Raw genomic sequence first — 26220 nt, forward strand, 5'->3', positions numbered from 1 at the left:
TTTTCACGCTGTAGGGGCCGTTTTTGTGGGAGCTGGCTTGCCAGCGAGCTGTTGGGCCCCTGAAAAGCTCGCCGGCAAGCCAGCTCCCACAGAGGCGAAGCGGTTGATGTGGAAGTCATGGATACGCGTGCTGGTGCTGCCCGTGGCAATCAGTTCGGCCATTACCGCGCCCACGCCCGGGCCCAGCTGGAAGCCGGCGCCGCAGAAGCCGAAGGCGTAGTACAGGCCATCGACCTGGCCGCTGGGGCCCATGATCGGCAACGAGTCGGGGGTGTAGCTCTCGATGCCGCTCCACACGCGGATGATGTTCAACGGCGCAATACCCGGCACCAGCCGGCGCATCTGGCTGATCTGGTTGAGGATGCTGCGCGGCTCCACGTGGGCGCGACGGTTGAGCATGTCCGGCTTGCTGCGGTAGCCGCCACCGATGACGATGTTGCCACGGGCGATCTGGCGGAAGTAGATCACTTCTTCGGGAATCTTCGTGTACACGCCAATCACCGTCTTCAGCGCATAAGGCACTGGCTCGGTGACGGCCATTTGCGGGCCGTTGGTCTCCAGCGGCACCGGCTCGCCGAACTGCGCCGCAAGCTTGTCGCCCCAGGCGCCGGCAGTCACCAGCAGGTTCGGCGCGCTGAAGCGGCGGCCGTCGGTGGTATCGATGTGAAAATCGCCGCCCACCTTCTGCACCTCGCGCACCTCGGTGCGTTCATGCACCGTGGCGCCGGCGCGAATGGCCGCGCGGGCGAAGGCCGGGGCGGCCAGGCGCGGGTTGGCATGGCCGTCGTGGGGGGCGTAGGAGCCGCCCTGCACGTCCGGGCCCAGGAACGGAAAGCGTTCGTGCAGGGCCTTGCCGCTGAAAATCTGCAGGTCCAACTCGCGGGCTTCTGGCGCCTGGGCGTAGGCCTCAAGGTCGGCGATGTGCGCGGCGTCGTAGCACACGCGCATGTGGCCGCTGGGCAGGAACTCCAGGTCTTCGCCGATAAGCTCCGGCAGGCGTTTCCACAGGTGGAACGAGCGGTTCGACAGTTCCAGCTGGCACAAGTAGCGGCCCTGGCGGCGGACGTTGCCGAAGTTGACGCCGCTGGCGTACTGGCCGATCTGGTCGCGCTCCAGCAGAATCACCGAGCGCCCGTGCTCGCGCAGGAAAAACGCCGCAGCGGCGCCCATGAAGCCGCCGCCCACAATCACTACATCGGCCTGTCGGGTAGTCATGCCTGTACCTCCTGCAAGCTCAGGGTCAGCGGTTTTACCGGCGCCTGACCGCGCTGGCGGCCCACTTCCCTGACCGGCACGCCGGCCTCGGCGGCGATGATTTCGGCGCCGGCCTGGGAGCAGTAACGGCCCTGGCAACGGCCCATGCCCACACGGCTGAAGGCCTTGGCGCGGTTGACCTCGCAGGCGCCCTTTTCGCGCACCACGCCACGCAGCTCACCGGCGCTGATCATCTCGCAACGGCAGACGATGGCCTCATCCGGCAGGTATTCAACCTGGGCCGCCGGCCACGGGAAGGCCTGGGTCAGGCCGAGGCGGAAGCGGTCCATCTGCGCCAAAATGCGACGCTGGGTGGCCACGGCGTCGTCGGCCACTGGCAGGCCCAGGTCCTTGAGCAACGCCAGGGCCGCCAGGCGCCCCGCCGCTTCCGCCGCGTCGGCGCCGCGAATGCGCGCGCCGTCACCGGCAGCGTAGACGTTGGCCAGCGAGGTGCGGCCGTCTTCGTCGGTCTGCAGCAGCCACTGCCCGGAGGCCTCGTCGAAGGCGAAGGCGCAGCCGGCCAGGTCCGCCAGTTGGGTTTCCGGGCGCAGGTGGTAACCCAGGGCCACCGCGTCGCAGGCCACGCGCAGCAGCGCGCCCTTGCCGGTGCGCACGGTCACGCCTTCGACACCGGTGCGTTCGTCGCCGTGAATCTGCAGCGGCGTGACGCCCAGGTGCACCGCGATGCCGGCCTGGTACAGGCCCGCCAGCAGGCTGATGCCGGTGGCCAGCACGCCGGGGCGCGCCATCAGCTTGGGCGTGGCTTTCAACCGCGAATACAACGGCGAGGTGTCGAGCACCGCCACCACCTTGGCGCCGGCTTTCACGTACTGGCTGGCCACCAGGTACAGCAGCGGCCCGGTGCCCATGAACACCACGCTGGCGCCGATGGACACCGCCTGGGCCTTCAGCGCGATCTGCGCGCCGCCCAGGCTGTAGGTGCCCGCCAGCTGCCAGCCGTGTACCGGCAGCAGCCGGTCGGTGGCGCCGGTGCACAGCACCAGCGCGTCGTAGTCCAGCGCCGAATGCCGGCCCTGGCTGGCGCAGCACAGCTGCTGGTCGGCCAGGTTCCACACCAGGGTGTCGGGGCGGTAGTCCAGTTGCTCGCGCAGCTGGTCGAAGCGTTCGTGCAGGGCGCGCGCCTTGCCCGCCTCGCTGCCGTACAACTGCGTGTAATCACGCTTGAAGCCTTCGGGCTGGCGCCGGTAGATCTGCCCGCCGGCGCGGCGGCCCTCGTCCACCAGCGTCGGGCGGATGCCCGCAGCCAGCAGGGTCTCGGCGCAGCGGATGCCCGCAGGCCCGGCACCTACAATGGTTACCCGCGCAGTGGCCATAGTGCCTCCGGTTGTGAGGTGAGAATGTCCAGGCCGTCGCGCACGTCCTGGCTGCAGGCGCGCAGGCGCTCGCCGCTGCGGGTCCATACCCAGCAGTCCTGGCAGGCGCCCATCAGGCAAAAGCCGGCCCGGCGGCCGTTGTCGAATTCCGAGCCGCGCAGGCTGTCGCCGCAGGTCAGCAGCGCCACCATCAGCGTGTCGCCTTCCAGCGCCTGCACCGGCTGGCCATCGACCTTGAGGTGAACGGCCGGGCGTTGCTGCTCGGCCAGGCGGACAAAACGGGCACTCATGCGTAGGCTCCCTGGGTGGGCAAAATGAGGGTCGGTTGGCCAGCGGCCAGCTGCGGGCTGTCCAGGTGGCAGAGGATCTCGCTGCCGCCGACAATGGCGCGGCGGTTGGGCGCGGTGTGGTTGCACAGGCCTTCCACGCGCAGCGGGCAGCGGTTGAGGAAGGTGCACAGCTCGCGCTGGTTGGCGGTGGGCGCGCTGATGGGCGGCAGCTTGCAGGCCACCGCCGTGCTTTCCAGCCAGCCCTGGCGCAACGCCGGCACCGAATTGATCAGCAGGTTGGTATAGGGGTGGAACGGCGCCTGGGCCAGGGCCTGGCGGCTGCCGCTCTCGACGATGTGGCCGCTGTACATCACCGCCACGTCGTCGCACAGGGCGCGCACGGTGGAAATGTCGTGGCTGATGAACAGGTACGACACCTTCAGCTCGCGGCGCAGTTCGGCCAGCAACTCCAGGATGGCCGCGCCCACCACGGTGTCCAGCGCCGAGGTGACCTCGTCGCACAAAATCAGGTCCGGCTTGGCCGCCAGCGCCCGTGCCAGGTTGACGCGCTGCTTCTGCCCGCCCGACAAGGCACCGGGGCGGCGCTCGGCGATGCTGCGCGGCAGCTTCACCAGGTCCAGCAGCTCATCGATGCGCTTGCGCTGCGCCGCGCCTTTCAGGCCGTGGTAGGCGCGCAGCGGCCGGCCGAGGATGTTGGCGATGCTGTGCATGGGGTTCAGCGCCGTGTCGGCGTTCTGGAACACCATCTGGATGCGGCGGAACTGGTCGGCGCTGCGGCCCTTGAGGTCGCCGGACAACGGCTGGCCGTCGAACAGCACTTCGCCGCGCGCCGGTTGCAGCAGCCCGGCCACCACCCGTGCCAGGGTCGACTTGCCCGAGCCCGACTCACCGATGATGCCCATGGCCTGGCCACGGTGCAGGGTAAGGTCGACGTCTTCCAGCACGCGAATGCGCGGCAGCCCGTGCAGGTCGCGCGGGCCGTAGCCGGCGGTCATGCCCTTGATGGTCAGCAGCGGCGTGTTGCCGCGCGCCACGTCGTCCACGCGAATTTTTGCCGCCGGCCGCGCGGCGTCCAGCAGGCTGCGGGTGTATTCGTGGTTGGGCGACTTGAGCAGCGCGGCGGTGCCGTTGTCTTCAAGGATCTGCCCGCCGTTGAGCACGATGATCTGGTCGGCCATCTGCGCCACCACCGCCAGGTCGTGGCTGACGTACACCGCCGTGGCGCCGCGCTCGCGCACCACACGCTTGAAGGCGCGCAGCACGTCGATCTGGGTGGTCACGTCGAGCGCCGTGGTGGGCTCGTCGAGCACCACCAGCAGCGGGTCGCTGATCAGCGCCATGGCCGCCATGATGCGCTGCAACTGTCCGCCCGACACCTGGTGCGGGTAGCGCTCGCCGATGTGTTCCGGGTCTGGCAGGGCCAGGTCGCGGAACAGCTCGATGGCCTTCACCCGCAGATGCTCGCGAGTGCCGCCCACGCCGTGAATCAGCGCGCCTTCCAGCACCTGGTCAATCAGCTTCTGCGCCGGGTTGAAGGCTGCGGCCGCGCTTTGCGCCACGTAGCACACACGGTTGCCACGCAGGGCCTGCAGCTCGCTTTCGCTCAGGGCCAGCAGGTCGTCGTCGCCCACCCGCACCTGGCCACCGGCAATGCGGCAGCCGCGGCGGGCATAGCCCAGCAACGACAGGGCGATGGTGGTCTTGCCCGAACCGGACTCACCGATCAGCGCCAGCACCTCGCCGCGTTCCAGGTTGAAACTCACGCCTTTGACGATCTCGGTCTCGCCGTGGTCGCCACAGGCATTCACCCGCAGGTCTTTGACTTGGATGAGATGGCTCATTCAGTGCCCTCCCTTGCTGCGCTGGCGACGGCTGGAAATGCTGTCGATCAGCAGGTTGATGCCCACGGTCATGGAGCCGATGGCCAGCGCTGGAATCACCAGCGCCGGTGCACCCTGGCTCAGGCCGCCGATGTTTTCGCGCACCAGCGAACCCAGGTCGGCGTCCGGTGGCTGCACGCCCAGGCCCAGGAAGCTCATGCCGCTGAGCAGCAGTACGATGAAGCCGAAGCGCAGCCCCAGGTCGGTGAGCACCGGGTTGAGCATGTTCGGCAGAATTTCCACGCAGGCAATGTACCAGCGCGGCTCGCCACGGGTGCGTGCCACCTGCACGTATTCCAGCGCTTCAATGTTGGTGGCCAGGCTACGGGCAATGCGGTAGCAGCCCGGCGCGTAGCTGAGCACCGCCGTGGCGATCAGCAGCTCCACCGAGGCGCCGAACGCCGACACCACCACCAGCGCCAGCATCTTGCTGGGGATGGAGATGAGCGCGTCCATGATGCGGCTGACGCAGCCGTCCAGCCAGCGCGACGACACCACCGACAACAGCGCCAGCGCGGTGCCCACGGTGCTGGCCAGCACCGCCGCCACCAGCGCCAGGCCGACGGTGAAACGCGCGCCGATCAGCACGCGGCTGAGCATGTCGCGGCCCAGGTAGTCGGTGCCCAGCGGGAAGGCGCGGCCCAGGTCGTCGAAGACGTTGTTGGAGATCACGTCACCCACGCCGTGGGGCGCCAGCAGGCCGCCGAATATGGCCACCAGCAGCCAGAACAGGCACACCACGGCGCCCACCACGCCCAGCACCGGGGTGCGCGGGCGGGCCAGGGGTTTGAAACCAGCGGTCTTGCCAATCACGTTGTTCATCGCTGTCTCAGCCTCGGGTTGGAGATGATTGCCACCACGTCGGCCACCAGCACCAGCGCAAGGTAGGCGGCGCAAAACAGCATGGTGCAGGCCTGCACCAGGGCCATGTCACGGTTGGTGACCGCGTCCACCATCAGGCTGGCGATGCCGGGGTAGTTGAAGATGGTCTCGACGATGACCACGCCGCCCAGCAGGTACGACAGGCTCAGCGCCACGGCGTTGACGATGGGGCCGATGGCGTTGGGCAAGGCATGGCGCAGCACGATGCGCACGGGGCTGGCACCCTTCAGGCGGGCCATTTCCACGTAGGGGCTGTCGAGTTGGTCGATGACCGCGGCGCGGGTCATGCGCGCCATCTGCGCCACGATCACGCAGCACAGGGTGACGACCGGCAAGGCATAGGCGCGCAGGAATTCCATCGGCGTGTGCACCTCGGCGGCGAACGACAAGGCCGACAGCCAGCGCAGCTTGACGGCGAAAATCAGCACCGCCAGGGTCGCCACCAGAAATTCCGGCACGGCCACCAGGGTCAGGGTGCAGAAGCTCAGCACACTGTCCAGGCGCCCGCCACGGCGCATGGCCGAGACGATGCCCAGGGTCAGCGCCACCGGCACCGACACCAGCGCGGTCACGGCCGCCAGCATCAGGGTGTTGGGCAGCCGCCCGGCCATCAGCTCGCTGACCGGCATGGCGTTGGACACCGACTCGCCCAGGTGGCCGGTGACCAGGCCACCCAGCCAGTGCAGGTAACGGACGATGCCGGGCTGGTCCAGGCCCAGCTGGGTGCGCAGCGCCGCCACCTGTTCAGGCGTGGCGAACTGGCCCAGGGCCTGTTGCGCGGCGTCGCCGGGCAGCACCGCGGTGATGGCGAACACCACCATCGACACAATCAGCAGCGTCAGGGCCACCAGCCCCAGGCGCCGCGCGATCAGCCAGTACAGAGTGTTGTGCATGGTACGTCTCCTGCACCGTTTTTGTGGGAGCTGGCTTGCCCGCGAGCTTTTGGGGGGCGGGGAAAACACGCGGGGCCGCCCCCGGCCCCCCCCCCCCGCAAACACCAGGCTTTTGGGGACCTGGAAAAGCTCGCTGGCAAGCCAGCTCCCACAGGCCCGCTAAAGCTCAGGTCACGCGTCCAGCCACACCTGCTCGGCGAACATGTAGCCCATGAAGCCGCCCAGCGGGTTGCTGCCGTAGCCCTTGATGCGCGCATCCACGCCGTCGATGTTGCTGATGAACACCGGAATGCCGATGCCGCAGTGGTCGTGCACCAGGGTCTGCATGTCCTTGTACATCTGGCTGCGCTTGGCGTCGTCGGTCTCGCCGCGCGCGGTCATCAGCAACTGGTCGAACTGCTCGTTCTTCCAGCCCGATTCGTTCCACGGCGCGGTGGACTGGAAGAACTGCGAGAAGATGATGTCGGCGTTCGGCCGCGGGTTGATGTTGCCGAAGCTGATGGGGTGCTTCATCCAGTGGTTGGACCAGTACCCGTCCGGCGGCAGGCGGTTCACGGTCAGGTCCAGGCCTGCCTGCTTGGCCGACTGCTGCAGCAGCACCGCCATGTCCACGGAACCTGTGGCCGCCGGCGACGCCACCAGCGGCATCTTCACGCTGCTCATGCCGGCTTTCTTCAGCAGGAAGCGCGCCTTGTCCGGGTCGTACGGGGTTTGCGGCAGGTCGGCGTTGTAGTAGCGCGAGCCCGGCGCAATGGGGTGGTCGTTGCCCACCACCGCGTAGCCACGGAACACCGCCGACTTCACCTGTTCGCGGTCCAGCAGGTACTTCATGGCCTGGCTGAAATCGGCGTTCTGGGTAGGCATCTGGTCCTGGCGCAAAATCATGTCGGTGTAGTTGCCCGACGGCGCGTCCACCACCTTGTGCCCGGCGCTGGCAGCGATGCGCTGGGTGGAGCGCGGGTTGACCTCGTTGATCATGTGCACGTCGCCCGACAGCAGCGCGTTCACCCGCGACGGCTCGTCGGAGATGGCAATGAACTCGATCTCGTCCAGGTACGGCAGGCCCGGCTTCCAGTAGTTGGGGTTGCGCGCCGCCACCGAACGCACGCCTGGGCGGAACTCCTTGACGGTGAACGGCCCGGTGCCGATGCCCAGGTTGAAGTCGGTGGTGCCGGCCGGCACGATCAACAGGTGCGACACCGCCAGGATCGACGGCAGCTCGGCGTTCGGTGCAGTCAGCTTGATCTGCACTTCCAGCGGGCCGGTGGCCTTGATCTCGGCGAACTGCTCCATCAGCGGCATCACCTTGGAGCCAGTGGCCGGGTCTTTGTGGCGGGCCAGCGAGAACACCACGTCATCGGCGGTCAGCGACTTGCCGTTGTGGAAGGTGATGCCGCTGCGCAGGGTGATGATCCACAGGCTGGCGTCGGTATGGTCGATTTTCTCGGCCAGTTCCAGCTGCGGCACCAGGTGCGAGTCGAAACGGGTCAGGCCGTTGTAGAACATGTACTGACGGGCGTAGTCGGTGGACAGCGCGCCCTTGGCCGGGTCAAGGGTGTCGGCGGTGGACGAGGACATGCCCGCCACCCGAATGCGCCCCCCCTTCTTGCCCATGGTAGCGGCGCCTGCATCCGCCTCGGCGGCGAACACCGAACCTGCGCCGCCCAGCAAACCGCCCACGCTGCTGGCCATGATGCCCGCCACACCCAGCATGCGCAGCGCTTCACGGCGCGACATGCCACGGTTCAAGCCTTCGAAAATACGCACACTGTCGGGGCCGGTGATGAGCTGGGATTCGACCTTTTTGTCTGTCATGTCGGTTCTACCTGTCGATAATCGGGTTACACGAAGGGCTCGCGGTTGACCGCGAACGTGCTTGAAGCGAAAGCAGGTTCAATCAGTGCAAGTGGTCCTGCAGGCGGTAATACGCGCCCACCAACGGCAAGAACCACGGCTTGCCGAAATGCCCCGGAATGGCCGGCCAATCCAGGCTGCGCCACGGGTTGGCGGCAGCGTTGCCGTCCAGCACATCGGCCATCACCCGGCCCATGTGCACCGACATCTGCACGCCATGGCCGCTGTAGCCCATGGAGTGGAAAATGCCGTCGTGGGAGCCTGCACGCGGCAAGCGGTCGGCAGTCATGTCCACAAGGCCGCCCCAGCAATAGTCGATGCGCACCTGGGCAAGCTCGGGGAACATCTGCGCCAGGGCGGCGCGCAGAATCTCGCCGCTTTTCGCATCCGAGCGTGGGCTGGACATGGCAAAGCGCGCCCGGCCGCCGAACAGCAGGCGGTTGTCGGGGGTAACGCGGAAATAGTTGCCGATGATGCGGCTGGTCACGTACGAGCGCTGGGCCGGCAGCAAGCGCGTCAGCACCGCCTGGGGCAGCACCTCGGTGACGATGATGAAGCTGCCCACGGGCGCCATGCGCCGGCGGTACCAGTTCAAGTCACCCACCTGCGATGCCCCGGAGGCCAGCAGCAACTGCCCGGCCTGCACCGAACCGCGCGCGGTGTGCACCTGGTAGCCGCCTGCGCTGGCCTGCCACTGGCTGACCGCCGCCTGCTCAAAAATCAGCGCGCCCTTGCGCGCCGCCGCCTCGGCCAGGCCCACGCCGAAACGCCCCACGTGCATCTGCACGCCGTTGCGCTGCAACAGGCCGCCGTGAAATTGATCCGAGTCCACCTCGCGGCGTACATCCCCTGCCGACAGCAGCTCGACGTCGGCGTCCACCTCGCGGCGAATCAACTCATAAGTCTTGGCCATGCCGGCAAAATGCTCGGGCTTGGCCGCCAGCTTCAACTTGCCGTTGCGCTGGTAGTCGCAGGCGATGCCTTCGCTGCGCACAATCTCGTCAACGCTGGCCACCGCGCTTTCATACGCCTGGTAGAACTCGCGCGCCTGGGTGGCGCCCAGCTTGGCCGACAGCGCCGCGTAATCCTGGGCTACCCCCGTGTTGCACTGGCCACCGTTGCGGCCAGACGCCTCGCCAATCACCCGGCCCGCCTCGAACACCGCCACCCGTGCGCCCTTCATCGCCAGCGCGCGGGCCGCCGACAGGCCGGTAAAGCCGCCGCCGACAATGGCCACGTCCACCTGCCCTTCAACAGGGCCAACCTGGCCAAGGCCAAAGGCCGGTGCGGTGTCCAACCAGTAGGATTCACTGCTCATGTATTGCTCCTGCGGGCCACGGTTGAATGCAGCTGCCACCACCGGTGGCAGCCAGGGGCAAGGGTCAGAGACCGACCAGGCCCGGCAGCCCGCCAATGTCGGCGATCTGGTTGTACTCGTAGCTGGCGTTGGCCGCAGGCTCGTGGCCACGGGCGACGAAGGCCTTGTTCTTGATGCCCATGTCGTGGGCCGAGAACAGGTCATAACGGAAGCTGGAGGACACGTGCAGCACGTCTTCCGGGCCACAGCCCAGGTTGTCCAGCATGAACTCGAAGGCGGCCAGGCGCGGCTTGTAGACCTTGGCCTGGTCGGCGGTGAACACCTTGTGGAACGGCACGCCCAGCTTGTCGACGTTGGACATGATTTGCGAGTCGCTGGCGTTGGAGAAAATCACCAGCGGGATCTTGTCGGCGATTTTCGCAAGGCCGGCGGTGACGTCCGGGTGCGGGCCCCAGGTAGGCACGGCGTCGTAGTACAGGCGCGCCTCGGCTTCCTTGAATGCCACGTTCCAGCGTTTGCAGGTGCGCTCCAGGGCGTTCTTGAGAATCACGTCGTAGGGCTGCCAGTCGCCCATCACTTCATCCAGGCGGTAGGCCGAGAAACTCTTGACGAAGGCGTCCATCTTTTCTGCCGGCACGCGGTCGGCGAACAGCTCGCGGGTCATGGTGCCCATGTGGAAGTTGGTGAGGGTGCCGTAGCAGTCGAAGGTAATGAATTTAGGGCGAAGAAAGCTCATGGTGCCGTTCCTGAGTTCGTGGAAGTCTGTGGCGCAAAGGCCCGGTATACAGTCCTAAGGAGGGCAACCCCTCCGTTGCGCAGCGACTTCATTACAACACCGTGAATTCAGCAGATGGCGTTTAAAGCGCAGCCTTGAAAACACAAAAAACCGTTTTGACGCGTTCCGGCAGCAGAGCGTGCTTCCTGCTCCACACGCGGGCAAACCGCAAAAAAGTGCGCTGTTTTGGGCCCGAAATACGGGGATGGCGCGGGCGGCCCCAATAAACCACAGCAGAATCTGCGTCAGCGTAGACCAATGCAAGACGGGCGCCAGGTAGGTTCACAGGCCTTAACATGGCGTGTGCCTGGTATTTACTGCTGGCGGCCGTCCGGGTTGAAGCAGTTAATGTGGCTCGGCCGTCATGGCGCTGCACAATCTGCCGAACTTGCCCTGCCCTATTGCCACCCCCTTGCCGCAGGTGCGATACAAGGCGCCATCGCGACTCAAACGGAGCCTTTGCATGACTGATTACCAGTACCGCGCCATGACCGCCGCCGACGTGCCGGCCGCCCATGCTTTATCCGTCGCCTTGAAATGGCCGCACCGCGCCCAGGACTGGGCCATGCTGCAAAGCGTGGCAGACGGCTTCGTGGCCCTGGACCAGGGCCGCGTCATCGGCTCGGCCTTCGCCTGCCACCAGGGCGGCTGGTCGACCATTGGCCTGGTCATCGTCAGCGATGAATACCAGGGCCACGGCATCGGCCGCCGCCTGATGGACCTGGCGCTGGACAGCGTGGGCCCGCGCACCGCGCTATTGAATGCCACCGTGGCCGGCGCACCGCTGTACCGGAAAATGGGCTTCGTCGAGTTCGGGCAGATCCAGCAGCGCCAGGGTACCGTTGGCGTGGTTGCAGCAGCTTCTGCTGGCCGCACCCTGAGCGCAGACGATCACCCGCGCATGAGCTACCTGGCCAGCGCCGCCACCGGCCTGGACCGCGGCGCGGTGATGCACGCCGTATTCCCCGACATCGAGCAGGCCGTGGGCCTTGATGTGGACGGCCAGCTGCAGGCGTTTGCGGTACTGCGGCCCTTCGGTCGTGGCCGCTGCATCGGCCCGGTGGTGGCACAAAATGCTGCGCAGGCGCAGGCATTGATCGCGCAGCTGCTGGCCACCGTGCCGGATGCCTTCGTGCGCATCGACATCCCCGTGGGTTGCGGCCTGGAAGGCTACCTGGACAGCGTCGGCCTGCCCGCCATAGACACCGTCACCTGCATGAGCCGCGGCGAAATTCCGCAGGCGTGCGAAGGCGTACAGCCGTTCGCGTTGGTGACACAGGCCATTGGTTGATTAATCGAGGAAGTGACATGTCGGGTTCAGTTGCAGTGGTGTTGGCGTTTGCGGATGGCCGTGCCGCCTTTCAAAGCGGTGAAGCCGGCGGGCTGGCCGAGGGCGACCCGTTCGGTGCGCATCGCAGCACCGTATTCAGCGATGAACAGGGGTACGCCGCAGGGCTGGCGGCAGTCTCTGGCCGGTATGACGTGGCGGCCTACCCGTTCACCGAGACGCTGGTAGTGCACGAAGGCGAACTGAAGTTCACCAGCGGCGAACAGACGATTGTGCTGAAGGCCGGGGGTTGCCTGGTCATTGCGCGGGGTACGGCGTTTTCACTGGACGCCAGCGCCGATGGGCTATGGGCCTGGTTTGCCGCCACGCGCTCCGAGGCTGCGGTGGTACCTGGCTTGACCGTGGTGCATCGCGACTTGCACCTGAGCCCGTCGGCGCCGCCCGATGACAAGATACTGATCAGCCGCGCGCCGCAGTGCCGGGCGCAGGGGGCGTTCGAAGAGTGCCCGTTACGCGTTGGCGTGTGGGATTCGACGGCTTATGAGCGCCATGGCCGTGGGCATTTGTGCCACGAGTTCATGCACCTGACCGAAGGGAAAGTGACGCTGCGGTTGGCTGGTGGCGAGGAACTGGTGGTGCATGCCGGGGATACGGTGTTTGTGGCCAAGGGCACTTCTTGTGGATGGTTGAGTACGAGCTATGTGCGTAAATACTACGCGGTGACGTGAGTCATCCCAATGCAACCTGTGGGGTTGGCACTGCTGTGGGAGTGGGCTCTGCCCGCGAAAAGAGCACCTCGGTGTGCCTGCCGGACCACGGCGCCCGTGACGCGGCCTGCGGCCGCTGCTACAGATTTCGCGTAGCCGCTGCCGTCAGGCTGCGCTGGCCCGCAGACGCTTAAAACGCCAGAACGGCCATCGCAGGATCACCCGCCACACGCGCATTTTCCTTCCTGATATTCACCTGCATCGCCACACGCGCCACATCCAGGACAACGCGCGGAACCTGCTGGTATCCCTTACCCTCCATCCACCCCAGCACCTCGGCCAGATGCCAGATCGCAGAGCTGCCTTCATGCACCGGCGTTGGAAAGGTTGGATAACTGATCACCAGCTTGCGCATGTTCTGCCGCGTTACCCCCATCACCTCGGCAACATCGGTAAGTCCCACGAGGTCGGGCGTTGCCTCAATCAATAGGGCTTCGGGTACCGCCCGCTGAACATCCGCCAACGCGCTTTCAACCGCTTCCCTGGCCGAAGCGGCTTCGCGTACAAATTCGAGCCCCAGTCGCCCGGGCTGGCCTACGCCTACCAATGCATCGTCACACCCCTGCTCTGCCAGGCGCTCGGTAAGTGCGTCGGTGTCGGTATCGTGGGTGGGTAGGTGGTACTTGAGAGTGAAGGTAAATTCCATCTCTGTTGCTCCGTGGCTTGGTGCTGGCATGGCGCGAGGTAATTGGTTGTCAGGCGACAACCATGGCATACACCGAGCCCATGGACAAGCTGAGGGCTGTGTGTGGGGCGTCTTCGGATGCGCCGGTGGCCTAATTCCGGTTGACCAACCCGCACACAGCTGCCACCCACTTCTCCCGTAGCAGCTGCCGCCAGGCTGCGTCCCGGTCCCCAGCACATCTTCAGAAACAAACACCATCAGGAAATTCCTAGGAAATTTCCTACAAATTCAGCGATAATCGTATAATTAGCTTACATTTTCACACTTGCGCCTGCATTCCTCGCTGACTAACCTCCCGCCACCGCTGCACAAGAGCGGCCGGGTTTGGTCACCCGGGAATTGGGCGCACCAGCGTCGCCATCCATGCTCGCCATTACGGCGAGTGTGAAGTTTTATGGCAGCTGTGCGCGGGGCATCCTCGGATGCGCCGGGTGCCCAACTCCGGTTGACCAACCCTCGCACAGCCGCCACCTATTCGTTTGGTCACGATGCAGTGGAGGGTCTTTCCATCCGTTGGGAGTTCCATCATGGTCAAGCCAACACCCGATCCACCTTTCAGCAAAAAGCTCACCCCCGATCACCCGCTCTACGCCTTCCCTTTGCCCCGCATCGAGTCAGACCCCAAGCGTGTGGTTGAATATTTCGTGCATCAAAGCACCCTGCTGGAGGTCGCACGACGCAACGCAGCCCTCCTCACCCGCGCACCCACTCGATGGTGGCAATTCTGGCGCTGGCGTAAAGCCTGATAATCGCAACGCGCTGCACGTGGCTGCCCCACTTCACCTACGCGCCGGGCCGCCACGCTGGTTTATACAAAGGGATATTGAACATGAGCGAATTTCTGCAAACCGCCGCAGTGCCATTCGGCATGCGCGACTCACGGCAGCAGCCGTTTTTCAGCGTCAATGCCGGCATCAGCCTGGAGGACGCACTGTGCCACCTGGCGCACATGCTGCGCTGCGCCTACGACTCCGCCTACGAACTCACCGACGGCGACGGCGTTGAAAAGGGCCTGGTGTGGTCCACCCTGCACCACATCGAAGGCGCCAAAGGCCTGGTCGACGCCCTGATTGCGGCGAAGTAACGCCTTCGCCTGCAGCAGCGGCCCGTAGCCGCTGCCGCAGGCTGCGCTGGCCCTCAGCCACACCCCCGCCCTGAAGCCGCCCCCGCTGAGAATTCATCTTTTAGTCCGCGCCACCTGCCGCATAATGATTGCCTCACGTTTGGCTTCTCCGCCAGATGACGCCGCTTTTTGCCGTATGGAATCGCAATGAACACAATTACCGGCCGTACCGTTCTGACCTGGGCGCTGCCCGCTTTGCTGGCCCTGCTGATGACGGGATGCGCGAGCGATCGTTCGCGCTGTTACGCGAAGGCGCTGCCTACGCAGGGTGAAGGCGGGTTGGCTTGGGGGCCTAGTGCAAAGGCTGCCGAGGGGAAGGCGGTGCGTGATTGCGCTACTTATGCGGGTAGGTCCGGGGGGACGCCGGGGACTTGTCGGGTTGTTTTGGTTAAGTGTAAATAGCAGGTCAGCAGCTCGGTTTACCCTTCTTCGACCGAGCAGCTATTCGCAACTCAGCTAATGCCATCGGCGCCACCAGGCTCAGCTCCGCGCCAGACGGGCTGAGGGCCAATCGAAATCAAATGGCTGGGGGAAGGGAAATTTGCTGGTTTCGGAATTTGGCTTGAGCTCTGGACGCAGCCTTCGGCAGCTGCTACGTGGGCTCTATCGCTGCCATCTGTGTGCGAATCCACTGCAGGAACAACCATCCCTTCCCGCCCTCGTCGAACCCCCGCGGCGCCAGCAGGCAATACTTCGACCCATCTCGCTGAAACCCGAACGGTGCCACCAACTGCCCCGCCGCCAGTTCATCCTGCACCATCAGGAACGACGACAACCCCACCCCCAACCCCGCCGCAGCCGCCTGGATGCACAGGTAGAAATGCTCGTATTCCAACCGCGTCGATGCCGGTGCGGCCACTTCCGCCAACCGCAGCCAATGCTCCCACGCCAACGGCCGGGTCTTGCTGCGCAACAGGCGCATGCCGTCCAGCTGTTGGCCTGCGGGCCATAGCGCTGGCGTGCACACCGGGCCTATCCATTCTTCGCAGATGGTTTCGCTGTAAAGCGCCTCGCCCCAGTAGAAGTCATCGCGCCGCACTGCCACGTCGGCGCCGGTGCGGGCGAAGTCGATGGGGCCGCCAGCGGTCAGCAGTTGCACTTGCAGGTGCGGGTGGGCGGCGTGGAAGTTCGGTAGGCGCGGGATGAGCCATTTCATGGCGATGGTGGGCTCGCAGGAGACAACCAACACCTCTTCGCGAGCGTCGCGGCGCAGGGTGTCGACGGCGCCTTCGAGCTGTTCGAACAACGGGCCGGTGACGTTGTAAAGCAGCCGGCCGGCGTCGTTGAGGAAGATGGCGCGGTTGCGCCGGTCGAACAGCTCCACGCCGATGCCTTCTTCCAGCAGCCGCACCTGGCGGCTGACGGCGCCGTGGGTGACGTGCAGCAGGCGGGCGGCCTGGACGAAGCTCTGGGTTTGGGCGGCGACGGTGAAGAAGTGGAAGGCGGTGAGCGCTGGCAGTTTCATATAGACGATGATTTCTCACAGATTCACGGCACTATAAATCGTTTTTATTCACCATCGCAAAGCGCCAATCTGCGCGGCATGGCGCATGGGTACCTGTGCGAAAACGTCGTGCAAAATGAGGAACTGGTATGAATGAGTTGTTGGCCGTAGCGGCGATCACGATGCTGGCGGTGATCAGCCCAGGGCCGGACTTTGCGATGGTCACCCGCAACAGCTACGCCTACGGGCGCCGCAGCGGGCTGATCGCAGCGTTGGGCATTGCCTGCGGGGTGCAGGTGCATGTGTTTTATACGGTGTTAGGCATTGCACTCATCATCATCCACTCGCCGATGGTGTTCATGGCGATGAAGCTGCTGGGTGCCGGTTACCTGATCTACCTGGGCTGGAAGTCGTTGAGCAGCATGTCGGCCTTGGAGGTGGGCATGGCCAGCGGGCCGCGCCCGTCTGCTGGCAAGGCGTTCGGCATGGGTTTTTTGACCAACGCGCTGAACCCCAAGACGATGCTGTTCGTGGTTGCCACTTACAGCCAGGTGGTGCAGGTCAGCAACAGTTTGGCGACTGATTTGGGCTATGGGCTATTCATGTCGCTGGCGCATTGGGGGTGGTTCAGTGTTGTGGCAATGTTCTTTTCGTCGGAGGCGTTGCGCGGGCGTTTGCTGGCGAGGCAAAAGTTGCTGGACAGGGTAATTGGTGCGGCGTTGATCGGTTTGGGGGTGAGTTTGGCGCTGGCGGGGTTGTAGCCGCGGCTGTCAGGCGGCGGCTACAGGGGGCATCACGCTTGATTCTGTTGAATCAACGCTACTTCAAGGCGTGCCTCGCGGCGCGCTTTTTCCGCGTGCTCCTGGATGATGCCTGGAATCAGGAACGCATCCACCAATAACCAAAGGCCGGTAATGATAAGCGGGAAGATGGTGAAACAACCGATAACGGTGATGATCAGTTGAGCCACAGCAGTGCCCGTTTTACCCAGGTAAAAACGGTGTGCGCCGAAGCCGCCCACGAAAAACCACAACAGGTAGGCAACGCCAGTGGACTTCTTGGCGTTTGCCACTTTCTGTTCAATAAGCATTTCGGCTTGCAGGGATGACATTCAGGTTTCCTTTCCCAATCGGGATTCCATGTGTCGAACTGACACGATCTTGGACAAAGTAAAACGATATCATTTTGCAATCAAGAAAGCATGTGCTTGGGTCTGTAGAGATGTCCACGGCCCCGTAGCAGCGGCCACCAGGCCGCTTCTTGGCGCCGCAGTGCAATGAATGAATAGCGGGTTACACTGCTTCCCTAAGCCCCACCAACGAGCCCTGCCCATGCCCACCACCCTGCACCGCCCCACCCCCGCCCCGCTGCTGGCCCCTGGTGAAACCGTGGTGCTGTTCGACGGGGTGTGCAAGCTTTGCAACGGCTGGGCGAAGTTTCTGATTCGCCATGACCGCAGCCAGCGGGTTCGCCTGGCCACGGTGCAGTCGCCCGAGGGGCAGGCGTTGCTGGCGTGGGCCGGTTTGCCGGTGGATGCATTCGACACCATGGCGGTCATCCGCGATCACCATTACTGGGTGCGCTCGGAGGCGTTTTTTGCGGTGGTGGCGCTGCTGCCCACGCCCTGGCCGGCGTTGCGGGCGCTGCGCGTTTGCCCATTGTGGTTGCGCGACTGGGCCTACGACCGCATCGCGCTCAACCGCTACCGCCTGTTCGGCAAATATGACGTGTGCCTGATGCCCACGGCGGACCATCAGCGGCGCTTTCTCAAGGCGCCGGCATGAACCGCCTGCGCCGGGCGCACTGGCTGGGGCGCGGCGGCCTGGCGTTCATGTTTGCCTACCATGGGCTGGTGCCCAAGCTGATCATGACGGCCCCTGGGGAGCGCACGTTGCTGCAGGCCCATGGCCTGGGGGATGCGCTGTGGTTTTCACAGGCGGCCGGAATGGCCGAACTGGCGCTGGCGGTGTTGTTGGTGTTGGCTCCTGGGCGCAGTTGGCCATTACTGGTGACGGGCGTGGCGTTGTTGGCGTTATTGGTGGATGTGGCGCTGGTGCAACCTTCGATGCTGATGGATGCCTTCAACCCGGTGACCTTGAACGTGGCAGGCATGGCGCTGGCAGCAATCGCCTGGGTGACACGGACCCCATAGCAGCGGCGGCCAGGCCGCGTAACAGGCACCGCAGTGAACCTGGTGGGCCTCGGGACGCCGCCTGCGGCAGCTGCTACGGGGGGGCGCGCGGTAGTTGGTGCTACCGCAGGGCCAACACCTGCGCAGTCAAACTCTCGCGCAGCGCATCAAGCTTGCCGGCATTGGTTTTCACCGAAAGCTGCCCGGCAGGCTTGCGCCCGAGGAAGTAGGCAATTCGTTCAGCGTTGGCGCCGGAGGGGTGTGGCAAACCGTGAAGGATTCGGTCGCTGGCAATCACGCCCTGGCGTGCCAGCCAATCCAGTCCTTCGCTGACCTTCGGCCCAAGCGGAATATAGACCGCGTCCGGCAAGGCACGCGCCTCCGGGGCGAAGTGCTCCAGCAGTTGCTGCTGCAGCAGCGGCTGGCGGATCATGTTTGGCGCGCCGCTGTAATTTTCGCCAGCGACGTGAATGGCATGGCGCAGGATCGACGTCGACTGCACCCAATGTGCATGGTGGCTGAACAGGCTGTCGCAGGACTCCAACCCCAGCCAGGTGTGCACGCCGATACGGTCCAGCAACCCCACCAGGTTCGGGCGCATGGCGCCGCTGAACGCGCCGGTGCGTTTGGCAGTCTGCAACACCTTGTCAGCCTTCGAGCCCATGGCGAGCTCCGCCTGGGCCGCGCACATGGCGTTCTTCCACTGGGTGAACCCGGGGGTTATACCCACCAACACCACTTTGGCCGTGGCATTGATGTACTCGAAGGGCGTGTAGTGGCTGGTGAGGCCGCCGTCCTGGGCCAGGCGAAATGCGGGCGGTATCTGCGAGGCATCCTTGATGGCCTGGAAGTCGGTGGCCTGGATGGCGGCTGCAAATCTATCGAGGTGGGTGGTGTAGTCCATTACGGTTACCTGAGGGTACGCTGAAGTTTGCGAGCAACTGTAGCAGCGGCCACCAGGCCGCGTCTCAGCCGCCGCGTGTTTTCAGGTGGACCGCGTCGGGGCCGGACGCAGCCTGGCGGCAGCTGCTACGGGAGGTAAAGCCCGTCCGCCAGGCGGCCCGAATACAGCTGCTCCACTGGCCCTATCAACATCACCGGCCCCTCGCCATCCCACTCAACCGTGGTGCTGCCGCCATCGCATTCAACCCGCACCGCGCTGTCCAGCAGGCCCCGGCGCATGCCGTTTACCGCGGCGCCGCACGAGCAGGAACCCGAGCCCAGCGCCACTCCGCCGCCGCGTTCCCAGATGCGCAGGCGGATGTGCTGGCGGTTGATGACCTGGACGAAATGCACGTTGGTTCGCGCCGGAAACAGCGCGTGGTGTTCCAGCGCAGGGCCCAGGGCGGCCACGTCCACCGTGGCCAGGTCGTCCACGAAGTAGGTGCAGTGCGGGTTGCCCATGCTCACGGCCGCCGGACTGCCGGGAATGGGCAGCTCGCGGGTGTCCATTTCCCTGGCCAGGGGCACTTCAGCCCAGCCCAACGAGGGCTGGCCCATGCTGACGGCGATGTCGCCGGTGGCGGTACGCGTGCACGTCAAAAAACCGCGGCTGGTCCGCAGTACCACAGAGGCGGTGTTGCCTTCACGCATCAACAAGTCAGCGGCGCCACGGGTTGCACTGCCGCAGGTAGCCAAGGGCGAGCCATCGGCGTTCCAGAACAGCAACTGTGCGTCGGCGCTTTCGCAGGCCTGCATGACGGCGAGCTGGTTGAAGCCGATGCCGCGGTGCCTGTCACCCAATCGTTGGGCAAGCTGCCCGGTGGTGGCGACGGGCACGCGCCGGGCATCGACGATGACGAAGTCGTCGCCATTGGCGTGCATTTTGTGGAATGCCAGTGACGTGGTCGTGGTCATGCAAGCCCTTCTTCACGCAACGCTTTTTGAACGGCAGGCCGCGCTTTGACCCGCTCATGCCAGGCGCGCAGGTTATCAAGCTGATCAAAGTGGATGTCGGCCTTGTAGTAGCTGGTCAACCAGCTGGCCTGCCCCCAGCCGGTCAGCGCGAACAGGTAAGCGTCCGCCACGCTGAAGGCCTCCCCCATAAGGTACGGCTTTTCCGACAATTGAGCATCGATCCATTGAAAGCGCTGTTCAAGCTTGGGTTTGGCGGTGGCCACGTATGAACCGGCCAGGGTTGCGTACAGTAAGGGAATGAAGCCCTTGTGCACTTCCGCCGATAGAAAATTCAACCACTCCTGCAGCCGATATCGCGCCAGGGTGCCTGCCGGTGGCACAAGCCCGCACTCGGGCTTCAGGTCGGCGAGGTATTGAACAATCGCCGGTCCTTCACGCAGCACGGCGCCGTCTTCCAGCTCAAGAGCGGGCACGTACCCCAAGGGGTTGACCGCGAGGTAATCGGCGCCCGAATCGGTGAGGTGTTTCTTGTGATCGACCTTGATCAATACCGCTTCCAGGCCCAACTCGTTCAGCACGATATGGGGGGACAGCGAGCAGGACGCGGGGATGTAGTACAGCTTCATTGATGGACTCCAGAACGTGGGAAAACGCCACGCGGATATCGGCGCAGTGGCGGCTTCGGCCCATTCTAGAGCGCGAGTATAAAATAAGAAGAAGGCAGTATTTTGTAGTATAGGTACAAAATGTATACCTACTTTGCCCGGGATTTGAGCTGATGAAAAACAACGTATCCGGTTGTTCGGTGGAAGAAGCAATGCGCTTGCTGGGTGGCCGCTGGCGCTTGCTGATCGCCTCTTACCTGCTGGAGGGCCCCAAGCGTTTCAACGCCCTGAGGCGTGACATGCCGGCCATTTCGCAGCGCATGCTGACCCTTGACCTGCGGGCGCTGGAAGAAGCGGGGCTGCTCAAGCGCACTGTGTTTCCTACCGTGCCGGTGACCGTTGAATACGAACTGACGGAGGACGGCAGGCGGCTGGCACCGGTGGTGGAAGTGATGCGGGAGTTTGGGTTGTGGGTTAAAAGCCGTTGAGGTGGGGGGCCGGACGCAGCCTGGCGGCAGCTGCTACGGGGGTTGGCTATGCTTTGTTTTTTGATCCCGGACCGCGCCATGCCCACCCCTGAATCCGCCCTGCTGCAAAGCTGGCACCACAACGCCGGCGCCTGGATCGACGCGATTCGCAACGGCACCATCGAAAGCCGCCGCCAGGTCACTGACCAGGCAATGCTGCTGGCGGTGCTGGGGCGCCAGCCAGAGCGTGTGCTGGACCTGGGCTGCGGCGAAGGTTGGCTGCTGCGGGCGCTGGCCCAGCGCGGCGTCGCGGCGGTAGGGGTGGATGGCGATGCCACGCTGGTGAACGCGGCAAGGGCGGCGGGCGCTTCGCCGGTGCACGTGGCAAGCTACGCCGCGCTGGTGGACGCGACGGTGGACATCGGCAGTGGCTATGACCTGGTGTGCGCCAACTTTGCCTTGCTGCACCAGGACATCATCCCGCTGCTGGCGGCCATGCACGCCCTCCTCACCCCCGGCGGCGCGCTGGTGATCCAGACGCTGCACCCGTGGGCCGCGGCAGCGGGGGATTATCAGGATGGCTGGCGCGAGGAAACTTTCGCGGGTTTTACGGGCCACTGGCAGCCGATGCCGTGGTACTTCCGCACGCTGGCCAGCTGGATCAACGCCCTCGACATGGCCGGCTTTCGCCTGGCGTCGTTACAAGAGCCGCAACACCCGCAAAGCCCCGTCCCACAGTCCCTGCTGCTGACGGCCACCTCGACCGCGCGCTGACACGACACCAGAACATTTCTGAACTTTTTTTCATGAAACCCTGTTTATCTGTATCAAATCCTGACACAATTTTTAGCGAATGATTCTCATAACCATCATCGTTATCAGCAGTAGAGCCAGGAAGCCTTCATGTCGCAGTTGATGTCGTCCCGCAGTTTCAGCCCCTCCCGCAACCTCCTCGCTATGGCCGTGTGCATGGCCACCCTCACCCCGGCACTGGCCGATGAACGCAGCGAGGAGCAGGAGAAAACCACGGGAACGGCGATTGAATTGAGCGCTACCGCCATCAACAACACTGAACTGAGCGACCTGGGCAGCACCACTGAGGGCACTCATTCCTACACCACCGGCGCCATGTCCACCGCCACCAAGCTGCCGCTGACCATGCGCGAAACGCCCCAGGCGGTGACGGTGATGACCCGCCAGCGCATGGACGACCAGGCCATGACCAGCATCAACGACGTGGTGCGCGCCACCCCCGGGCTGTTCCTGAACTTTTCCAGCGGCCCCGGCCGGCAGACGTATACGGCGCGCGGGTTCGACATCGACAACCTGATGTATGACGGCATTCCCAGCGGCTACAACGGCGTCTCGGTGGGCGCCCAGCCGAACCTGGCGATGTTTGACCGGGTGGAGATCGTGCGCGGCGCCACCGGCCTGGTGACGGGTTCGGGCAACCCTTCGGCGGCTATCAACCTGGTGCGCAAGCGGCCGCTGGCCGACCAGCAGGTGACCCTGACCGGCGCCGCCGGCAGCTGGGATGACTACCGTGGCGAGGTGGACGCTTCCAGCCCGCTGAACGACAGCGGCAGCCTGCGCGGCCGGGTGGTGACTTCATACCGCGACGCCAACAGCTTCATCGACGGCGTGCAGGAGGACCACGGCCTGTTCTACGCGGTCACCGAGGCTGACCTCAGCGAAGACACCACCCTGACCCTGGGCTTCTCGCACCAGAAGGACAAGACCAACTATTTTTGGGGCTCGTCCATGGTCGGCCAGGATGGCCACCACCTGGATTTGCCGCGCTCCTACAACCCTGGCACGCACTGGGAGAACAAGGACCAGGAGATCAACACGGTATTCGCCGAACTGCGCCACCTGCTGGCCAACGGCTGGAAGCTGCAGGTGAACGCCAACTATTCGGCGCAGAACGCGCTGTTCTCCGGCTCTTACCAGTCGCGCTGGGTCAACAACACCCTGGCGCGCACCGTGTACCAGGCTGGCCAGAATGAACACCAGACCGGCGTCGACGCCTTCGTCAGCGGGCCTTTCGAAGCCTTCGGCCGTACCCACGAACTGGTGCTGGGCGCAAGCGAACGCATCTTCGACAACACCACCCACAGCTACAGCCCCTACAGCCTCGACTGGCCGATCGATGGCGGCAAACCGGACTTCCTGCACGCTGGCAGCAGCCGTGAAGTCACCACCCAGGACGGCGTGTACATGACCACCCGCCTGAGCCTCGCCGACCCGCTGAAACTGATCCTGGGCGGCCGCCTGGACTGGTATGACTACGACAACCGCGATGGCGATGGCGACTACAAGGTCACCCGCAACGTCACCCGCTATGCCGGCCTGATCTACGACCTGGACGAACACCACTCGGTGTACGCCAGCTACAGCGACATCTTCACCCCGCAGACCGAGAAAGGCACTTCGGGCACGCCAGTGAAGCCGATCGTGGGCAAGAACTACGAGATCGGCATCAAGGGTGAATACTTCGACGGCGCGCTGAACGCCAGCCTGGCGGTGTTCCGTGTCGACCAGGAAAACCGCGCCGTGCAGGTGGTGGTGCCGAACTGCCCGCAAGCCAGCTGCTACGAGCCTTCCGGCGAGATCCGCAGCCAGGGCGTGGACCTGGAACTGCAAGGCGCGCTGACCGAGAACTGGCAGGTGGGCGGCGGCTATACCTATGCGCGCATCCACACGGTGAAGGATGAGGCCAACCCGCAGAACGTCAACCAGCGCTTCGACACCGACGTGCCTGAGCACCAGTTCAAACTGACCACCACCTACCAGTTCCAGGGCCCGCTGCAGAACCTGCGCGTGGGTGGCACCGTCAACTGGCAGAGCCGCCTGTACAACGATTTCGAGGTGGCCGACGGCAGCATCTACCGCCTGAAACAGGGCGCCTATGCCGTCACCGACCTGATGGCCGGCTACCGCGTCAACCAGCACCTGGACCTGCAGCTCAACGCCAACAACATCTTCGACCGCACGTACTACCAGTCCATCGCCAACGACATCAGCTACGGTGGCGACAGCTACGGCAGCCCGCGCAACATGATGGTGACAGCGAAATACCGCTTCTGACACCGCGCCCGTAGCCGCAACTGTCTTTGTGGGAGCTGGCTTGCCAGCGAGTTTTTAGGGCCTCAACAGCTCGCTGGCAAGCCAGCTCCCACAGGATGTAGCAGCAACTGCCTTGAAACGGCGTCGTCTGCATCACGATCAACGAGGTACACAGGGCCCCGTAGCAGCGGCCGCCGCGCATTGGCGGGCGGACCGCGCAGAGGCCGGACGCAGCCTGCGGCAGCTGCTACGGGACGCTACAAATCCAGCACCAACGCCTGCGCATCGCCTTCACTGTGCGCCGGCACCGCGCAGCAGATCAGTACCGTACCCGCCGCCGGCAACTGCGCCGGCGGGTTGGGGTAATGCACGCTGCCGCTGACCAGCCGGGTACCGCAGGTGCCGCACGAGCCGCCGCGGCAGCTGAATTCGGGCTGCAGGCCGCGGCTTTCGGCCAGTTCCAACAAGGTACCGCCACCGGGTTTCCAGCGGCCTTCAATACCCGACGCACTGAAATACACCGGCACCGGCGCGCTGGCGGCAGGCGGCTGCGGCACGGCAGCCGGCGGTGACGCTGCCGCGCGGCGCAGGGCCGAGGGGCCGAACGCCTCGGCGTGAATGCGTTCGTCGGCGATGTTGATGCCGCGCAGGCCGTCGTACATGGCTTGCAGAAAACCGGCCGGGCCGCACAGGTAGAAGTCGTAGTCGTCCAGCGGCAGCCGCGCCTGCACCTGGGCAAAACCCAGGCGGCCAGCCAGCTGGTAGTCACGCTCGGGCAGCGCATCGGCACCGGGGCTGCTGAGCGCACGGTGAACGTGCAGCAACGCGGCCGGGTTCTGCTGCAGTTGGGCAAGCTCCTGCTGGAACGGCAACTGCGCCAGGGTGCGCGCACTCTGGAACAGGTGGATGGGCCGCGCGCCGCCCTGGTGCAGGTTTTCCGCCACCAGGTGCCGGGCCATCGAGATCATCGGCGTGATGCCCACCCCGGCGCCCAGCAACACCACCGGCCGCTGGCTGCCCTCCAGCAGGGTGAAGCCGCCAACCGGCGGCCGCACGTCCAACAGGTCGCCCACCTGCACCTGGTCGTGCAGGTAGCTGGACGCCTGGCCCTCGCGTTTGACGCTGATGCGAAGCTGGCCGTCCGAGGGCGCACTGGACAGGCTGTACGTCCTGACCAGCGCGCCCTCGCCGCCAGCCGCTATGCGCACGGGCAGGTGCTGCCCGGGCACGAACGGGATAACGGCGGCGCCCGGCGCCTCCAGGTAGAACGAACGAATGTCGCTGCTCTCCTGCTGCACCCGGGTCACGCGCCACTGCTGCCACTGCCGGCGCTGGGCGTTCTGGCGCAGGCGCTCGTCGGTTTCCGCCCACGTGCCGGTGGCCAGGCTGGTGGGGGCATAGTCCTGAAACTGCCAGCGCAGTTTCATCGCGCCAGGCCGCAATACCGCCTGCTGCACCTCGAACGCCCACAGCCGCTCGGCGCCTTCGAAGGCGCTGATCAGGGGGCTGTCCAGCAGCAGTTCGGTACGCCCGGTCAGTTGCAGCAGGTCACCGCTGGCGAAGTCGATGAACAGCAGCCCGGCCACCGGGTTTTGCTGCAGGTTGCCCAGGGTGTTGAAGAACAGGTTGCCGGCGTAGTCGGGAATGGTCAGGCGGTTGCCCTGCACCTTGATGAAACCGGGACGGCCACCGCGGTGCGACACGTCGACCGAGCGATGCTGGACCTGATCGACGTAGCTGGCGACGAAAAACGTGTCGGCTGCGCTGATCAGCGCGCGGCTGTGCTCGTCCAGCGCGTCGAAGTCCTGGCGCGCGCAATCGCCGCCTTCAGCCTCGGGGCTGCGCTTGTACCCGCGCGCCTGGATGTACTTGGGGCAATTGCCGAAAGACTGCTCTACCGCCACCTCCAGGCCCTGCGCCGACGTGTGCTGGATCACGCCATTGATGCGGTTGCGCCGCCGGGTGTGCAGCTCGATGCCGAGCATGCCGATCGCCTGCCCCACCTGCAGGCCAGGGGTGGCGGGGTCTTGCGCGGCGGGGCGCACCGCCAGGCGCAAGTGCTGCGGGTCGGGCGAGCTGACAAAGCCTTCCGGCCCTTCCAGCACCGTGGCCCAGGGGCGGTTTTCGCCGTCCACTGCGCCCACCACCATGAACGGCACCTGGTGGTAGAACTCGCGGTGCTGGTCGGGCATGTAGTCGCGGATAACCCGCGGGCCTATCTCATCCATGCGCTCGGAGGCATGGAACAGTGCCTGCAGCTGCTTCTCACCAGCATGCCAGGGCGACGTTGGCGGATGGTCCATGGCG

26 protein-coding genes are annotated in these 26220 nt (G+C 65.0%); 10 read left to right on the forward strand and 16 right to left on the reverse strand.

Going from position 1 to position 26220, the window contains the following annotated elements; all coding sequences use genetic code 11:
• Window positions 1–3: 3 nt before the first annotated feature.
• The 9 genes from AC0SZ7_RS07100 to AC0SZ7_RS07140 all read right to left on the reverse strand — a co-directional run bounded on the left by AC0SZ7_RS07100 (window position 4) and on the right by AC0SZ7_RS07140 (window position 10441).
• Window positions 4–1215, reverse strand: a complete 1212-nt coding sequence (locus AC0SZ7_RS07100; protein ID WP_475503715.1) for an NAD(P)/FAD-dependent oxidoreductase — start codon at window positions 1213–1215, stop codon at window positions 4–6.
• Complete coding sequence (locus tag AC0SZ7_RS07105) at window positions 1212–2588, reverse strand: FAD/NAD(P)-dependent oxidoreductase (RefSeq protein WP_475503716.1); 1377 nt, start codon at window positions 2586–2588, stop codon at window positions 1212–1214. The genes AC0SZ7_RS07100 and AC0SZ7_RS07105 overlap by 4 nt, the downstream gene beginning before the upstream one ends.
• Window positions 2570–2878 carry a (2Fe-2S)-binding protein gene (locus AC0SZ7_RS07110; protein WP_475503717.1) on the reverse strand — a complete coding sequence of 103 codons (309 nt, stop codon included), beginning with the start codon at window positions 2876–2878 and terminating at the stop codon, window positions 2570–2572. The genes AC0SZ7_RS07105 and AC0SZ7_RS07110 overlap by 19 nt, the downstream gene beginning before the upstream one ends.
• Window positions 2875–4719 carry an ABC transporter ATP-binding protein gene (locus AC0SZ7_RS07115; protein WP_475503718.1) on the reverse strand — a complete coding sequence of 615 codons (1845 nt, stop codon included), beginning with the start codon at window positions 4717–4719 and terminating at the stop codon, window positions 2875–2877. Before AC0SZ7_RS07115 ends, AC0SZ7_RS07110 begins: the two co-directional genes overlap by 4 nt.
• Entirely contained in the window at window positions 4720–5580 is an 861-nt protein-coding gene (locus AC0SZ7_RS07120) for an ABC transporter permease (RefSeq protein ID WP_475503719.1), read from the reverse strand. It abuts the gene before it with no gap.
• Window positions 5577–6533, reverse strand: coding sequence for an ABC transporter permease (locus tag AC0SZ7_RS07125; RefSeq protein ID WP_475503720.1), 957 nt, complete (start codon window positions 6531–6533; stop codon window positions 5577–5579). Before AC0SZ7_RS07125 ends, AC0SZ7_RS07120 begins: the two co-directional genes overlap by 4 nt.
• Before the next feature lie 171 nt (window positions 6534–6704).
• A complete protein-coding gene (locus tag AC0SZ7_RS07130; protein ID WP_475503721.1) occupies window positions 6705–8348 on the reverse strand; it encodes an ABC transporter substrate-binding protein in 1644 nt (547 codons plus the stop codon).
• Between the two features lie 82 nt (window positions 8349–8430).
• Window positions 8431–9705, reverse strand: a complete 1275-nt coding sequence (locus tag AC0SZ7_RS07135; protein WP_475503722.1) for an NAD(P)/FAD-dependent oxidoreductase — start codon at window positions 9703–9705, stop codon at window positions 8431–8433.
• Window positions 9706–9769: 64 nt separating this feature from the next.
• A complete protein-coding gene (locus AC0SZ7_RS07140) occupies window positions 9770–10441 on the reverse strand; it encodes a haloacid dehalogenase type II (RefSeq protein ID WP_475503723.1) in 672 nt (223 codons plus the stop codon).
• Window positions 10442–10943: 502 nt separating this feature from the next.
• Between AC0SZ7_RS07140 and AC0SZ7_RS07145 the strand changes: the two genes are divergently transcribed.
• Both AC0SZ7_RS07145 and AC0SZ7_RS07150 read left to right on the forward strand, forming a co-directional pair.
• Entirely contained in the window at window positions 10944–11771 is an 828-nt protein-coding gene (locus AC0SZ7_RS07145; protein ID WP_475503724.1) for a GNAT family N-acetyltransferase, read from the forward strand.
• A 17-nt stretch (window positions 11772–11788) separates the two neighbouring features.
• Complete coding sequence (locus tag AC0SZ7_RS07150) at window positions 11789–12496, forward strand: cupin domain-containing protein (RefSeq protein WP_475503725.1); 708 nt, start codon at window positions 11789–11791, stop codon at window positions 12494–12496.
• A gap of 169 nt (window positions 12497–12665) precedes the next feature.
• Here the strand turns inward: AC0SZ7_RS07150 and AC0SZ7_RS07155 are convergent, their stop codons facing one another.
• On the reverse strand, window positions 12666–13181 hold the full coding sequence (locus AC0SZ7_RS07155) for a helix-turn-helix transcriptional regulator (protein ID WP_475503726.1): 516 nt from the start codon (window positions 13179–13181) through the stop codon (window positions 12666–12668).
• A gap of 566 nt (window positions 13182–13747) precedes the next feature.
• On the opposite strand from AC0SZ7_RS07155, the gene AC0SZ7_RS07160 reads away from it, so the two are divergent.
• Together AC0SZ7_RS07160 and AC0SZ7_RS07165 are read left to right on the forward strand one after the other, a co-directional pair.
• The gene (locus AC0SZ7_RS07160) at window positions 13748–13966 is read left to right on the forward strand and encodes a hypothetical protein (protein ID WP_475503727.1); all 219 of its coding nucleotides are present in this window, start codon (window positions 13748–13750) and stop codon (window positions 13964–13966) included.
• 83 nt (window positions 13967–14049) lie between these two features.
• The gene (locus AC0SZ7_RS07165) at window positions 14050–14304 is read left to right on the forward strand and encodes a DUF3077 domain-containing protein (protein ID WP_475503728.1); all 255 of its coding nucleotides are present in this window, start codon (window positions 14050–14052) and stop codon (window positions 14302–14304) included.
• 631 nt (window positions 14305–14935) lie between these two features.
• Here AC0SZ7_RS07165 and AC0SZ7_RS07170 read toward each other — a convergent pair.
• Window positions 14936–15808, reverse strand: coding sequence for a LysR substrate-binding domain-containing protein (locus AC0SZ7_RS07170; protein WP_475503729.1), 873 nt, complete (start codon window positions 15806–15808; stop codon window positions 14936–14938).
• Window positions 15809–15936: 128 nt separating this feature from the next.
• On the opposite strand from AC0SZ7_RS07170, the gene AC0SZ7_RS07175 reads away from it, so the two are divergent.
• The gene (locus AC0SZ7_RS07175) at window positions 15937–16548 is read left to right on the forward strand and encodes a LysE family translocator (RefSeq protein ID WP_475503730.1); all 612 of its coding nucleotides are present in this window, start codon (window positions 15937–15939) and stop codon (window positions 16546–16548) included.
• Between the two features lie 32 nt (window positions 16549–16580).
• Here the strand turns inward: AC0SZ7_RS07175 and AC0SZ7_RS07180 are convergent, their stop codons facing one another.
• Window positions 16581–16898 carry a TM2 domain-containing protein gene (locus AC0SZ7_RS07180; protein ID WP_475503731.1) on the reverse strand — a complete coding sequence of 106 codons (318 nt, stop codon included), beginning with the start codon at window positions 16896–16898 and terminating at the stop codon, window positions 16581–16583.
• Between the two features lie 220 nt (window positions 16899–17118).
• Here AC0SZ7_RS07180 and AC0SZ7_RS07185 point away from each other — a divergent pair, with 220 nt between their 5' ends.
• On the forward strand, window positions 17119–17571 hold the full coding sequence (locus tag AC0SZ7_RS07185; RefSeq protein ID WP_475503732.1) for a thiol-disulfide oxidoreductase DCC family protein: 453 nt from the start codon (window positions 17119–17121) through the stop codon (window positions 17569–17571).
• A complete protein-coding gene (locus AC0SZ7_RS07190) occupies window positions 17568–17939 on the forward strand; it encodes a DoxX-like family protein (RefSeq protein ID WP_475503733.1) in 372 nt (123 codons plus the stop codon). The genes AC0SZ7_RS07185 and AC0SZ7_RS07190 overlap by 4 nt, the downstream gene beginning before the upstream one ends.
• 100 nt (window positions 17940–18039) lie before the next feature.
• Here AC0SZ7_RS07190 and AC0SZ7_RS07195 read toward each other — a convergent pair whose 3' ends face one another.
• The 3 genes from AC0SZ7_RS07195 to gstA all read right to left on the reverse strand — a co-directional run bounded on the left by AC0SZ7_RS07195 (window position 18040) and on the right by gstA (window position 20401).
• Window positions 18040–18822, reverse strand: coding sequence for a hypothetical protein (locus AC0SZ7_RS07195; protein ID WP_475503734.1), 783 nt, complete (start codon window positions 18820–18822; stop codon window positions 18040–18042).
• A gap of 125 nt (window positions 18823–18947) precedes the next feature.
• On the reverse strand, window positions 18948–19775 hold the full coding sequence (dapF, locus tag AC0SZ7_RS07200) for a diaminopimelate epimerase (protein ID WP_475503735.1): 828 nt from the start codon (window positions 19773–19775) through the stop codon (window positions 18948–18950).
• Window positions 19772–20401, reverse strand: a complete 630-nt coding sequence (gene gstA / locus AC0SZ7_RS07205; protein WP_475503736.1) for a glutathione transferase GstA — start codon at window positions 20399–20401, stop codon at window positions 19772–19774. Before gstA ends, dapF begins: the two co-directional genes overlap by 4 nt.
• Before the next feature lie 152 nt (window positions 20402–20553).
• Here gstA and AC0SZ7_RS07210 point away from each other — a divergent pair, with 152 nt between their 5' ends.
• From AC0SZ7_RS07210 to AC0SZ7_RS07220, 3 genes are all read left to right on the forward strand, one after another.
• Window positions 20554–20868, forward strand: a complete 315-nt coding sequence (locus AC0SZ7_RS07210) for a winged helix-turn-helix transcriptional regulator (protein ID WP_475503737.1) — start codon at window positions 20554–20556, stop codon at window positions 20866–20868.
• Window positions 20869–20946: 78 nt separating this feature from the next.
• Window positions 20947–21621 carry a class I SAM-dependent methyltransferase gene (locus AC0SZ7_RS07215; protein WP_475503738.1) on the forward strand — a complete coding sequence of 225 codons (675 nt, stop codon included), beginning with the start codon at window positions 20947–20949 and terminating at the stop codon, window positions 21619–21621.
• A 129-nt stretch (window positions 21622–21750) separates the two neighbouring features.
• Complete coding sequence (locus tag AC0SZ7_RS07220; RefSeq protein ID WP_475503739.1) at window positions 21751–23934, forward strand: TonB-dependent siderophore receptor; 2184 nt, start codon at window positions 21751–21753, stop codon at window positions 23932–23934.
• Between the two features lie 236 nt (window positions 23935–24170).
• On the opposite strand, the gene AC0SZ7_RS07225 is transcribed toward AC0SZ7_RS07220, so the two are convergent.
• On the reverse strand, window positions 24171–26216 hold the full coding sequence (locus AC0SZ7_RS07225) for a pyridoxamine 5'-phosphate oxidase family protein (protein ID WP_475503740.1): 2046 nt from the start codon (window positions 26214–26216) through the stop codon (window positions 24171–24173).
• Window positions 26217–26220: the final 4 nt, after the last annotated feature.

The organism is Pseudomonas sp. JC1203, assembly GCF_056175065.1.

What these genes read in the sequence shown, in the direction of transcription:
- AC0SZ7_RS07190 (WP_475503733.1), top strand. Translation starts at nt 17,568, where the DNA reads ATGAACCGCCTGCGCCGGGCGCACTGGCTGGGGCGCGGCGGCCTGGCG.
- AC0SZ7_RS07155 (WP_475503726.1), bottom strand. Translation starts at nt 13,181, where the DNA reads ATGGAATTTACCTTCACTCTCAAGTACCACCTACCCACCCACGATACC.
- AC0SZ7_RS07170 (WP_475503729.1), bottom strand. Translation starts at nt 15,808, where the DNA reads ATGAAACTGCCAGCGCTCACCGCCTTCCACTTCTTCACCGTCGCCGCC.
- AC0SZ7_RS07150 (WP_475503725.1), top strand. Translation starts at nt 11,789, where the DNA reads ATGTCGGGTTCAGTTGCAGTGGTGTTGGCGTTTGCGGATGGCCGTGCC.
- AC0SZ7_RS07135 (WP_475503722.1), bottom strand. Translation starts at nt 9,705, where the DNA reads ATGAGCAGTGAATCCTACTGGTTGGACACCGCACCGGCCTTTGGCCTT.
- AC0SZ7_RS07185 (WP_475503732.1), top strand. Translation starts at nt 17,119, where the DNA reads ATGCCCACCACCCTGCACCGCCCCACCCCCGCCCCGCTGCTGGCCCCT.
- gstA (WP_475503736.1), bottom strand. Translation starts at nt 20,401, where the DNA reads ATGAAGCTGTACTACATCCCCGCGTCCTGCTCGCTGTCCCCCCATATC.
- AC0SZ7_RS07115 (WP_475503718.1), bottom strand. Translation starts at nt 4,719, where the DNA reads ATGAGCCATCTCATCCAAGTCAAAGACCTGCGGGTGAATGCCTGTGGC.
- AC0SZ7_RS07110 (WP_475503717.1), bottom strand. Translation starts at nt 2,878, where the DNA reads ATGAGTGCCCGTTTTGTCCGCCTGGCCGAGCAGCAACGCCCGGCCGTT.
- AC0SZ7_RS07225 (WP_475503740.1), bottom strand. Translation starts at nt 26,216, where the DNA reads ATGGACCATCCGCCAACGTCGCCCTGGCATGCTGGTGAGAAGCAGCTG.
- AC0SZ7_RS07130 (WP_475503721.1), bottom strand. Translation starts at nt 8,348, where the DNA reads ATGACAGACAAAAAGGTCGAATCCCAGCTCATCACCGGCCCCGACAGT.
- dapF (WP_475503735.1), bottom strand. Translation starts at nt 19,775, where the DNA reads ATGACCACGACCACGTCACTGGCATTCCACAAAATGCACGCCAATGGC.
- AC0SZ7_RS07140 (WP_475503723.1), bottom strand. Translation starts at nt 10,441, where the DNA reads ATGAGCTTTCTTCGCCCTAAATTCATTACCTTCGACTGCTACGGCACC.
- AC0SZ7_RS07105 (WP_475503716.1), bottom strand. Translation starts at nt 2,588, where the DNA reads ATGGCCACTGCGCGGGTAACCATTGTAGGTGCCGGGCCTGCGGGCATC.
- AC0SZ7_RS07220 (WP_475503739.1), top strand. Translation starts at nt 21,751, where the DNA reads ATGTCGCAGTTGATGTCGTCCCGCAGTTTCAGCCCCTCCCGCAACCTC.
- AC0SZ7_RS07125 (WP_475503720.1), bottom strand. Translation starts at nt 6,533, where the DNA reads ATGCACAACACTCTGTACTGGCTGATCGCGCGGCGCCTGGGGCTGGTG.
- AC0SZ7_RS07165 (WP_475503728.1), top strand. Translation starts at nt 14,050, where the DNA reads ATGAGCGAATTTCTGCAAACCGCCGCAGTGCCATTCGGCATGCGCGAC.
- AC0SZ7_RS07120 (WP_475503719.1), bottom strand. Translation starts at nt 5,580, where the DNA reads ATGAACAACGTGATTGGCAAGACCGCTGGTTTCAAACCCCTGGCCCGC.
- AC0SZ7_RS07145 (WP_475503724.1), top strand. Translation starts at nt 10,944, where the DNA reads ATGACTGATTACCAGTACCGCGCCATGACCGCCGCCGACGTGCCGGCC.
- AC0SZ7_RS07215 (WP_475503738.1), top strand. Translation starts at nt 20,947, where the DNA reads ATGCCCACCCCTGAATCCGCCCTGCTGCAAAGCTGGCACCACAACGCC.
- AC0SZ7_RS07180 (WP_475503731.1), bottom strand. Translation starts at nt 16,898, where the DNA reads ATGTCATCCCTGCAAGCCGAAATGCTTATTGAACAGAAAGTGGCAAAC.
- AC0SZ7_RS07100 (WP_475503715.1), bottom strand. Translation starts at nt 1,215, where the DNA reads ATGACTACCCGACAGGCCGATGTAGTGATTGTGGGCGGCGGCTTCATG.
- AC0SZ7_RS07195 (WP_475503734.1), bottom strand. Translation starts at nt 18,822, where the DNA reads ATGGACTACACCACCCACCTCGATAGATTTGCAGCCGCCATCCAGGCC.
- AC0SZ7_RS07210 (WP_475503737.1), top strand. Translation starts at nt 20,554, where the DNA reads ATGAAAAACAACGTATCCGGTTGTTCGGTGGAAGAAGCAATGCGCTTG.
- AC0SZ7_RS07160 (WP_475503727.1), top strand. Translation starts at nt 13,748, where the DNA reads ATGGTCAAGCCAACACCCGATCCACCTTTCAGCAAAAAGCTCACCCCC.
- AC0SZ7_RS07175 (WP_475503730.1), top strand. Translation starts at nt 15,937, where the DNA reads ATGAATGAGTTGTTGGCCGTAGCGGCGATCACGATGCTGGCGGTGATC.